The 9,529-nt window shown below is 68.1% G+C and carries 11 protein-coding genes and 1 pseudogene; 9 read left to right on the top strand and 3 right to left on the bottom strand.

Translation table 11 applies throughout. The features are described 5' to 3' along the window. The first annotated feature begins 135 nt into the window (after positions 1-135). The 5 genes from RJ1_RS43805 to RJ1_RS43785 all read left to right on the top strand — a co-directional run bounded on the left by RJ1_RS43805 (position 136) and on the right by RJ1_RS43785 (position 4,046). The gene (locus RJ1_RS43805; RefSeq protein WP_073370809.1) at positions 136-948 is read left to right on the top strand and encodes a 2-keto-4-pentenoate hydratase; all 813 of its coding nucleotides are present in this window, start codon (positions 136-138) and stop codon (positions 946-948) included. Next, on the top strand, positions 948-1,853 hold the full coding sequence (locus RJ1_RS43800; protein WP_073370803.1) for an acetaldehyde dehydrogenase (acetylating): 906 nt from the start codon (positions 948-950) through the stop codon (positions 1,851-1,853). Before RJ1_RS43805 ends, RJ1_RS43800 begins: the two co-directional genes overlap by 1 nt. Beyond that, positions 1,850-2,905, top strand: a complete 1,056-nt coding sequence (gene dmpG / locus RJ1_RS43795; RefSeq protein ID WP_073370801.1) for a 4-hydroxy-2-oxovalerate aldolase — start codon at positions 1,850-1,852, stop codon at positions 2,903-2,905. Before RJ1_RS43800 ends, dmpG begins: the two co-directional genes overlap by 4 nt. Further along, positions 2,902-3,696 carry a 2-keto-4-pentenoate hydratase gene (locus RJ1_RS43790; RefSeq protein ID WP_073370795.1) on the top strand — a complete coding sequence of 265 codons (795 nt, stop codon included), beginning with the start codon at positions 2,902-2,904 and terminating at the stop codon, positions 3,694-3,696. The genes dmpG and RJ1_RS43790 overlap by 4 nt, the downstream gene beginning before the upstream one ends. Positions 3,697-3,824: 128 nt before the next feature. Beyond that, positions 3,825-4,046: a hypothetical protein gene (locus RJ1_RS43785; RefSeq protein ID WP_073370789.1), complete on the top strand. Its 222-nt coding sequence runs from the start codon at positions 3,825-3,827 to the stop codon at positions 4,044-4,046. A 171-nt stretch (positions 4,047-4,217) separates the two neighbouring features. Here the strand turns inward: RJ1_RS43785 and RJ1_RS43780 are convergent, their stop codons facing one another. Together RJ1_RS43780 and RJ1_RS47130 are read right to left on the bottom strand one after the other, a co-directional pair. Next, positions 4,218-4,403: a hypothetical protein gene (locus RJ1_RS43780; protein ID WP_073370787.1), complete on the bottom strand. Its 186-nt coding sequence runs from the start codon at positions 4,401-4,403 to the stop codon at positions 4,218-4,220. A 71-nt stretch (positions 4,404-4,474) separates the two neighbouring features. Beyond that, positions 4,475-4,645: a hypothetical protein gene (locus RJ1_RS47130; RefSeq protein ID WP_162850283.1), complete on the bottom strand. Its 171-nt coding sequence runs from the start codon at positions 4,643-4,645 to the stop codon at positions 4,475-4,477. 157 nt (positions 4,646-4,802) lie between these two features. Here RJ1_RS47130 and RJ1_RS48595 point away from each other — a divergent pair. From RJ1_RS48595 to RJ1_RS43760, 4 genes and pseudogenes are all read left to right on the top strand, one after another. Then, positions 4,803-4,982 (top strand): annotated as a pseudogene (locus tag RJ1_RS48595) (hypothetical protein); the annotation flags it as partial. Between the two features lie 253 nt (positions 4,983-5,235). Then, positions 5,236-5,631 carry an SRPBCC family protein gene (locus tag RJ1_RS43770; protein WP_073370778.1) on the top strand — a complete coding sequence of 132 codons (396 nt, stop codon included), beginning with the start codon at positions 5,236-5,238 and terminating at the stop codon, positions 5,629-5,631. Between the two features lie 374 nt (positions 5,632-6,005). Further along, positions 6,006-7,103 carry a ferredoxin reductase gene (locus RJ1_RS43765; RefSeq protein WP_073370775.1) on the top strand — a complete coding sequence of 366 codons (1,098 nt, stop codon included), beginning with the start codon at positions 6,006-6,008 and terminating at the stop codon, positions 7,101-7,103. Positions 7,104-7,121: 18 nt separating this feature from the next. After that, entirely contained in the window at positions 7,122-8,516 is a 1,395-nt protein-coding gene (locus RJ1_RS43760) for a fatty acid desaturase family protein (protein ID WP_073370773.1), read from the top strand. Positions 8,517-8,776: 260 nt separating this feature from the next. On the opposite strand, the gene RJ1_RS43755 is transcribed toward RJ1_RS43760, so the two are convergent. Continuing rightward, on the bottom strand, positions 8,777-9,529 hold a 753-nt coding region (locus tag RJ1_RS43755; RefSeq protein WP_255284965.1), incomplete at its 5' end, for a sensor domain-containing diguanylate cyclase.

Genomic DNA, 9,529 nt, shown 5'->3' with positions numbered 1-9,529 from the left:
GGGGCGCGGCAGGTGAAGCCGCGCGATCGGTAGTCCTCGTCCCGCGGTCCAGACAGTCGCGCCGGCGGCGACGGTACAACTCAGGACGTGATCGACTCCGCAATCCGATCCAGCCACGCGAAGGTCTCCGAACCTATGACACAGCTCGATCCCGCACTGATCGCAAAGTCCCTGCTCACCGCGTATGACGACCGGGAGCCCATCGCTCCGATCACCGACACTCACCCCGACATGACGCTCGGCGACGCGTACGCGGTACAGCTGCACCAGGTGCGCCACTGGACTGGTGCAGGCCGCCGCGTGCGTGGGCACAAGGTCGGACTTACCTCGGCGGTGATGCAACGTCAGCTCGGCGTCGACCAGCCGGACTACGGTCACCTGACCGACGACATGTTCTACCTGGAATCGCTACCGATTCCGGTGGACCGCTTCATCAGCCCCAAGGTCGAACCGGAGATCGCGTTCGTGTTGAAGAAGGCGCTGACCGGTCCCGGAGTCACCGCCGCGGACGCCCTGTCCGCGGTGGACTACGCACTCCCGGCGCTCGAGATCATCGATTCACGGATCCGGGACTGGAAGATCACCCTCGCCGACACCATCGCCGACAATGCGTCGTCCGGTGGTGTCGTCCTCGGGTCGACACCGGTGACGCTGTCGCAGCTCACGCAATCCGGGTTGTCCCTGCGCACCATCGGCTGCGTGGTCCACCAAGGCGGCCAGGTAGTGGGCACGGGCGCCGGCGGTGCAGCGCTCGGGTCTCCGCTCAACGCCCTGGTGTGGCTGGCGAACACCGTCGGCCCGCTCGGCATCACCCTCGAGGCCGGGTCGGTGATCATGCCGGGATCGGTGACCGCGGCCGTCCCCGCCAGCGGCGGTGACTCCGTGACCGCAACGTTCGCCGGACTCGGCAGCGTGACAGCGAGTTTCGCAGAATCGAAGGAGAAGTAGTGGCTACAGCAGCGATCGTCGGTCCGGGCAACATCGGCACCGACCTCCTCGTCAAACTCCAACGCACCACCGAGTTCGACGTCCGCTACATGATCGGCGTCGACCCCGCCTCCGACGGCCTGCAGCGGGCCCGCGACCTCGGCGTCGAGGCGAGCGCCGGCGGCGTCGACTGGCTCCTCTCCCAAGACGAGATGCCGGACTTCGTGTTCGAGGCCACCTCCGCCGGAGCCCACCTCACCAACGCACCGAGGTACGCCGAGGCCGGGATCACCGCCGTCGACCTCACTCCCGCCGCGATCGGACCATTCCTGTGCCCGGCGGTCAATCTGGGCGCCGCGGTGGACGCGGCCAACGTCAACATGATCTCCTGCGGCGGCCAGGCCACCGTGCCGATCGTCCACGCGGTCTCCCGGGCAACCGATGTGCCGTACGCGGAGATCGTCGCCTCCATCTCCTCCCGCTCCGCCGGTCCCGGAACCCGTGCCAACATCGACGAGTTCACCGAGACCACCTCCCACGCCATCGAAACCGTCGGCGGCGCCACCCGCGGCAGGGCGATCATCATCCTCAACCCGGTCGAACCGCCGATGATCATGCGCGACACCGTGTTCTGCGCCATCTCCCCGGACGCCGACCGCGATGCGATCACCGACTCGATCCACCGCATCGTCGCCGACGTCCAGCAGTACGTCCCCGGCTACACGCTCCGGGCCGACCCGCAGTTCGACGACCCGATGCCCGCATGGCAGGGCAACGCCCGCGTCGCCGTCTTCCTCGAAGTGCGAGGCAACGGCGACTACCTCCCGCCCTGGGCAGGCAACCTCGACATCATGACCGCCGCCGCCACCCGCGCCGCGCAACTCCTGGCAGCAGCCCGCACCGAGCAGAAAGCGAGCATCCGATGACCTCCACTGCCGAGAACCCGATCTCGATCCGTCTCACCGACACCACCCTGCGCGACGGCAGCCACGCCGTGTCCCACCACTTCACCGTCGCCCAGGTGCACGAGGTGGTGCGCGGACTCGACACTGCCGGCATGCCCGTCATCGAGGTAACCCACGGCGACGGCCTGTCCGGGTCCACGTTCATCTACGGGTTCAGTGCCGTCGACGAGATCGAGCTGATCGTCGCCGCCGTCGAGGAAGCGACAACAGCGAAGATCGCCGTCCTGCTGCTGCCCGGCCTCGGCACCGTCGCCGACCTGCGCAAGGCCCACGACGTCGGCGCCTCCGTGGCCCGCATCGCCACCCACTGCACCGAGGCGGATGTGGCGATCCAGCACTTCGGGGCGGCCCGCGACCTCGGCATGGAGACCGTCGGGTTCCTCATGCTCTCGCACCGCACCACCCCGGAGAACCTCGCGACACAGGCCCGGATCATGGCAGACGCCGGATGCCAGTGCGTCTACGTCGTGGACTCCGCCGGCGCGTTGCTGCCCGACGGAGTGGCCGACCGCGTCGCCGCCCTTGTCGCCGAACTCGGCTCCGACGCGCAGGTCGGGGTGCACGCGCACCAGAATCTGTCCCTCGGTGTCGCGAACTCCATCGCCGGAGTGAATGCGGGCGCCCGGCAGATCGACGGCACCCTGTGCGCACTCGGCGCCGGCGCCGGAAACTCGCCCACGGAGATCCTCGCCGTCGCCTTCGAACGCCTCGGTGTGGCAACCGGGGTGGACACCGACGCCGTCCTCGCCGTCGCCGAGGAGGTGGCCAAACCGTTCATCCTCAGACTGCCTGTGGCGGACCGGAACTCGATCATCCAGGGGAAGTACGGGGTGTACAACTCGTTCCTCTTCCACGCCGAACGCGCCGCGCGACGTTACGGCGTCCCCGCCCACCAGATCCTCGCCCGCGTCGGCGAAGCCGGCTACGTCGGCGGACAGGAAGACATGATCATCGACGTCGCGATCGAACTTGCAGGACAGAGCAGTAACCGGAAGGAAGCAGTCACCGTATGAGCACCGACACCACCGAGTGGACCATCGACACCGCCGCCGAGGTGCTCCTCCGCGCCGAGGAGACCAGAACCGACCGTCACCCCATCACCGACGACTGGCCCGAACTCGACGTGGAGACCGCCTACCAGGTGCAGGCCGCGCTGATCGCCCGCAAGGTGGCGCAGGGCGAGAAGATCATCGGCGTGAAACTGGGGCTCACCTCCCGTGCGAAGCAGCAGCGGATGGGCATCACGTCGCCTCTCACCGCGTGGCTGACCGACGGAATGGTGCTCGAGGCCGGCGTCCCGATCCCCACCGGCGAGCTGATCCATCCGCGGGTGGAGCCTGAGATTGTCTTCGTACTGGGCGAACGCCTCGAAGGTCCCGGGGTCACCGCCGCCACCGCGATGGCCGCCGTCCGCTCCGTCTACGCGGGCATCGAAGTGATCGACAGCCGCTTCATCGACTTCAAGTTCACCCTGCCCGACGTACTCGCCGACAACGCGTCATCGTCGCGCTTCGTCATCGGTGGCGTCGAACGCGACCCGCGCGCTCTCGATCTCGCCCTCGAGGCCTGCGTGCTGTCGGTGGACGGCACGGTCGTGGACTCGGCGACGGGCGCTGCCGTGCAGGGCCATCCTGCCGAGGCCCTCGCGCTCGCCGCGAATGCCCTCGCCGAACGCGGACTCGCCCTCGAAGCCGGCTGGATCGTGCTGACCGGCGGCATGACCGACGCCGTCTTCGTCGAACCCGGCAAGCAGATAGTCGCCGAATTCACGCACTTGGGGTCCGTCGCAGTCGCAGGCGAGTGATGGCAGCGATGGGGCGATGCGAAACGCCTCGTCCCATACACGACCGAGGTCGGCCCGTGGATCGATGCCATCCCGGACCTGCTGATGACCCCGTACGAGAAGAGCTTGCCCGCGAAACCGTCATCAGCGTGCTCGAGATCGTGAACCACCCGACCAATCCCGCGTTTGCGCAACAAAAGGCCGACCTGATCTATGCGATGAAATCCGCGTGTCTGGAAGGCCTCCAACTCGCCTCCTACCTCACCGTCTCGGCGTCGCTGCTGGGCGCGGTCGCGGTCGCCGCCCTTCTGCCGTGGAAGCCCGCAGGCGACTCCGTCCTCCTCGTCCGGAGGGAGCGCCCCAGCAAGTGATCCGGAGGGCTGTGCGCGGCTGGTTGCACCCGAATGTGCGGCAGAAGGCCACTGCCGGGCCCATCGCCGGTGTTCGACGCCGAACTCGATGCCCAGATTCTGTCCAACTCGGGCCGAGACAGCGGCGCGGGTTGCTCCCGAGGATCAGATCAGGGACTCGCTCGGCCCGAATCACTCTACGGCGCCGCGGTTGATTCTCGCGGCGAAGTCGAGGCTCCACGACCGCGAGGTGACTGGTTGCAGGAAGTCGCGCTTCGCCGCGCCGCGGATCCGCCCCGCGAACCGGGTCATCCCACGCGCGCCGAGGACGGAAGCCTTCCCGAGGTGTGGCTGCTCACCGAATGGCCCCACCATCATTCCGGCCTGACAATGTCCTACTGGTTCCTGTCCGCAGCTTGGCGCAGGGCACGATGGGGGTCGATCGCTCCCTACTCCGGCGGACGGTCTGGAAACGCGGAAAGTTTGACGTCGAGAAGGACATTCAGCCATACCAGGGCATCGACCAGGGTCTCTGCTCGGACGAGTGGAGAGGGTTCGTTTTCGGCGGCGTCGAGTTGCACCCGGGCCCCGACGCGGTCGCCGGCGAGCATGGCCCTCACCGACCGCAGGATTCGGCTCGCCGATGGACGAAGCATTCATACGATCGATACTCCGCGCTCAAGCTTTCTGGTTCGACATCCGGGGACCACCCACCGGATGCGGATCCAGGCCCGACCGTGCCTGGCTGACGGCCATGGCCTCGACCCGTGATCACCGCATATCGACTTTGCCGGGGTCCGGACCGGCGAGCTCGCGCGCCTCTCCTGGCAGGAGTGGTTCACCGCGTTCGATGCGCAAGGCCTCGCCCTGTGCTACCCGGATCCGCATCTGCGCGGCGGAACGAGCGCGTGGTTCGAACTCGTGCCCCGCGGTCGCGGGGGCGGGATTCACCGGTGACGTGAGCGGAGTGCCCCACCTCCGGGGTGTGTTGGCAGTCCCACCCAGCGGTTTCCAGCCGGCGCCCGCCTCGGTACACCATCGGGCCTGACCAGCGGGAATTCACTCACGCCGTGACCGGCTCGTGCCATGTAGCGACACTCCGAGCCCTCGTGGGCGGTGGGGAGGTGTCGGTTGCGCGCCCGCGTACCCGGGTACGCCTCGTGAAAGATCACGTTGATCCGAAGGTCGGGGCGCCGGAGGATGTCCGCCGATGACCGATATCGTCACCGTCGACGAGAACGGGCGCTACCGGCTGCATCTCGAGCGTCGTCTGCACCACAACTGTGACGAGGTGTGGCGGGTGCTCCGCCTGCTGCATCCCGCGTGCGGAGGCATGGGCATGGCGTGCCGGGTCCGGCCGCCCAGCCTGCTCGAGTACACCTGCGGGGAGATCGTGCTGAGGTGGGACATCACCGGCGACGGGCACTCGCGGTCGGTTCTGCAGTTCAGCCACCAGTGCCCCCGCCGACAGGACGGAATCGAAGAGATGGGCTGGTGGCTCACCGAACTCGACGTCCTCGGCGAACTACTCGACGGCGTGGAGGTGACCGATTTCCGGCGCCGGGCCGAGGACATGATCGACCGCTGCCGACGCGCGTTCGAATAGAGGGGATCGAGGTTGTACAGACCATCCCGGCCGATCCGCTTCGGACGGCCGGCGTACCGGCACCCGCGCGCCCATGCTCAGCGCACCGGGCTCGGGTGTCGGATTTTTGCATTCTCCGGTGCCGCAGAGTGTGTTTGTGGCCGAGCGGCTTTCGCGAAAGATATGCCGAGCATGTCCTCATCTGGATGGCGGGCCGGTATGCGAGCGCCCCCGTGGTGGTGGGATCGCTTTGTGGAAGAGGCACGCCGCCCCGGGGGCGTCGCTGTGACTAACACGGTGAGTGCCCTCGGCCGTTCGTCGGGGCGAGCTGTGGTGGAAGTCGGGGACGTCGGGAACCGCCCGCCGGTGCGGGCACGGTCCTCTACGGTGAATCTATGGCGGAGCGTGGTGCGCGTCCCAAGGTTCCCAAGGCGCAGAAACGGTTCCTGCGCGCGGTTCGGCATCTGTTCCATCCGTTGCTGCCGGACGACTATTTGGAGATGATCAACCCGCTGTGGACCACGCGGGAGCTGCGCGGGCGGGTGGAGAGGGTCGAACCGGCTGGCGCGGCCGCGGCCACGGTGGTGATCCGGCCCGGTCACGAATGGTCGGGGCACCGGGCCGGGCAGTACGTGCGCCTCGGGGTGATCATCGACGGCGTCTACCACTGGCGGGCGTATTCGTTGACGTCCGACCCGCACGCCGACGACGGTCTGATCAGTGTCACCCCGAAGGTGGTGCCGAGCGGTACGGTCTCGCCGTACCTGGTCCGCGAGCTCGCTCCCGGCGGCATCGTGCGGCTCGGTGAGATCGAGGGCGTGTTCACGCTGCCCGAACCGCTGCCGGGGCGCCTGCTGTTCGTCAGTGCGGGTAGCGGCATCACCCCGATCGTGAGCATGTTGCGCGATCTCGACCACCGCGGTGGTCTTCGCGACGTGGTGGCTGTGCATTGCGACCGGACCGCCGAGCAGCTCATGTTCGATGCCACGTTGCGCGAGTTGGATCGCCGCCACGACGGCTTCCGTCTGCAGGTGCGGCTGACCGAGACGGAAGGCCGGATGACGCCGGCCGATCTGGACACGCTGTGCCCCGATTGGCGCGAGCGTGAGGCGTTCCTGTCCGGGCCCGGCGACATGCTCGACGCGATGGTCGAGCACTGGGACGAGCACGGCGACCCCGAGAAAGTGCACCTCGAGCGTTTCCAACCGATCATCGGCGGATCCGCGGGCGCCGGTTCGGGCGGACGGATCCATTTCACCGAAAGCGAGATTGAAACCGACTGCGATGGGGGTACACCGATCCTGGTAGCCGGAGAGGAAGCAGGAGCCACACTCCCGTACGGATGCCGGATCGGGATCTGTCACACCTGCACCGGGACCCTGCGGTCGGGGCAATTGCGCGATCTCCGCACCGGTGAGGTGGCCGACCTCACGGGCCAGGTGGTGCGGACCTGCGTCAACACCGCGGAAGGCGACATCGAGATCGAATTGTGAAAACGAAGGGACCCCGAGGTGAGCATCGATACCGAAAGCCCCCTCGCGCACCTGAGCGAGGACACCATCGCGGCGTTGGCCGAGGAGTTCGATGCCATCCACGCCCAGGTCTACGCGGACCTCGGCGAGCGTGACCGCCGATATATCAAGAACGTGATCGCCGCCCAGCGGCAGTTGGCGGTGGCGGGCCGGGTGTTGCTGCTGGGGTCGGCCTTCAAACCCGCGTGGGTGGCGGGCACCGCCTGCCTGGGGATGGCCAAGATTCTGGAGAACATGGAGATCGGTCACAACGTGATGCACGGCCAGTGGGACTGGATGAACGACCCGGACATCCATTCCTCGTCCTGGGACTGGGACACCGCGTCGACCGCGAAGGCCTGGAAGCATTCGCACAACTACATCCATCACACCTTCACCAACATTCGCGGCAAGGACAAGGACCTGGGCTACGAGATCATGCGGGTCGACCCGCATCAGAAGTGGCACCCGGTCTACCTGGCGCAACCGTTTTACAACGTGCTGTTGATGGCGTTCTTCGAATGGGGGGTGGCCCTGCACGACATGGACCTCGAGGCCGTGCGGGCCGGCGAAAAGTCCTGGCCGGAGGTCTGGGAGGACCTCAAGGGCATCGCGGGCAAGGCGCGGGCGCAGGTGGTGAAGGATTATGTGGGCTGGCCGTTGGTCAGTGCCGGCGCGTTCGGCCTGGCCCAGCTCGCGTTCCGGGGTCGGCTCGGCCAACCGGCATCCTCCCGACTCGGGCGGCGGCTGCGGGCCCTGCGCCCGTCCGGCCGATTCTCGGGCGTCGCCGACGCACTCGATCGGACCATCCCGGGAGGCGAGCGCACGTTCCTGGCCACCCTGGTGGCGGACGCCACCGCGAACATCATCCGCAACGTCTGGGCGCACGGGATCATCTTCTGCGGGCATTTTCCGGACCAGACCTACACGTTCAGTCCGGACGAGGTCGAGAACGAGTCCCGCGGCGGCTGGTATGTGCGTCAACTCGTCGGTGCGGCGAACATCGAGGGCAGTCCGCTGTTCCACATCATCAGCGGGAATCTCGGATACCAGGTGGAGCACCACCTGTTCCCGGACATGCCCAGTACCCGCTACGCCGAGATCGCGCCCCAGGTGCGGGAGATCTGCGAACGGTACAAGCTGCCCTACAACTCCGGGCCGCTGGTCCAGCAGTGGACCATGGTGCACCGGACCATCCTGCGGCTCGCGTTCCCCGGCGGAACGGCCCGTCCGAAGCCGGGCCCGTACCACGGTGAACTCGACCACGGCGGGACCTCCGGGCCGAGTGAGGCGGCCCGGTTCCGGGAACGCGTACCCGCCGGCGGCCCGGCTGCGGGCCCCGAACACGACCCCGGCGGGGTGCAAGGCTCACCACCACCGCGCGGGCAGGACTAGCACCCCGCATCTGCGCGGCGGAAACGAGCGCGTGGTTCGAACTCGTGCCCCGCAGCCTCCGGGGTTTCATCCTGACGTGAGCGGCGTGCCCAACCTCCGGGGTGTATTGGCAGTCCCACCCAGCGCCCACCTCGGTACACCATCGGGCCTGACCAGCGGGGCCTTCGGGCACCGCGAGGTTTCACCCAGCTCTACGCGAGCCCGGGTGTTGTGCGGTAGCCCGACCACGCTTGTCCCGGAGTTCTGTTTGAATGCGCGGCTCATCGGCACGTTCCGTAGGTGTCGGGATGGTGCAGTGCGTAGCGGCCGGGCCCGGTGGCCTTGGCCCGGAACATCGCCCGGTCGGCGTGATGAATCAGCTCATGCGGGGAGACGGCGGCACCGGTGACGGCGATACCGATACTCGCGGTGACCGGCCCGGCACCCGGGTGCGGGTCCACGGAGGCGATCCGGTCGGCGATCGCAATCACGTCCGCGGGACCGGTGACGGCCGGGCACAGGATCAGGAATTCGTCGCCGCCCAGGCGCGCCACGGTGTCGGTCGGCCGGACCACGGACCGCAAGCGGTCGGCGAGTCGGATCAGGGCGGCGTCGCCACCGGCGTGCCCCAATCGGGCGTTGAGGTGTCGGAAGTTGTCGAGGTCGATCACCAACACCGCCACCCGGCCGCCGGTGCGTGCCGCTCGATCGAGGGCGGCACGCAGACGCTCCAGGGCGAGGGTGCGGTTCGGTAACCCGGTGAGCGGGTCGTGCAGGCTCCGATGCCGCAATCGCTCCTCCGCCTCGATGCGGCCGAGCGCGGTGGACAGTACCGCGGCCACCGCGCGCAGGAGGGCCACCTCGCGCTCCCGGATGGGGCACGGTCGGGCGAAATGCGCGGTCAGCACCCCCCAGATCGGGTCGTGCCCGATCGGCACACCGATGCCGCCGCCCAGCCCGTGCGCGGCCATGTCCGCGGTGGCGAACCGGCGCTCGCGAGCGCGGTCCGGACAGCACACCACCGCCGCCTCGGT

It is taken from the genome of Rhodococcus jostii NBRC 16295 (genome assembly GCF_001894825.1).
GTDB classification, from domain to species: Bacteria; Actinomycetota; Actinomycetes; order Mycobacteriales; family Mycobacteriaceae; genus Rhodococcus_F; species Rhodococcus_F jostii.
The sequence above is the reverse complement of the archived record's forward strand: the minus strand, read 5'-3'. Positions and strand labels throughout refer to the sequence as shown.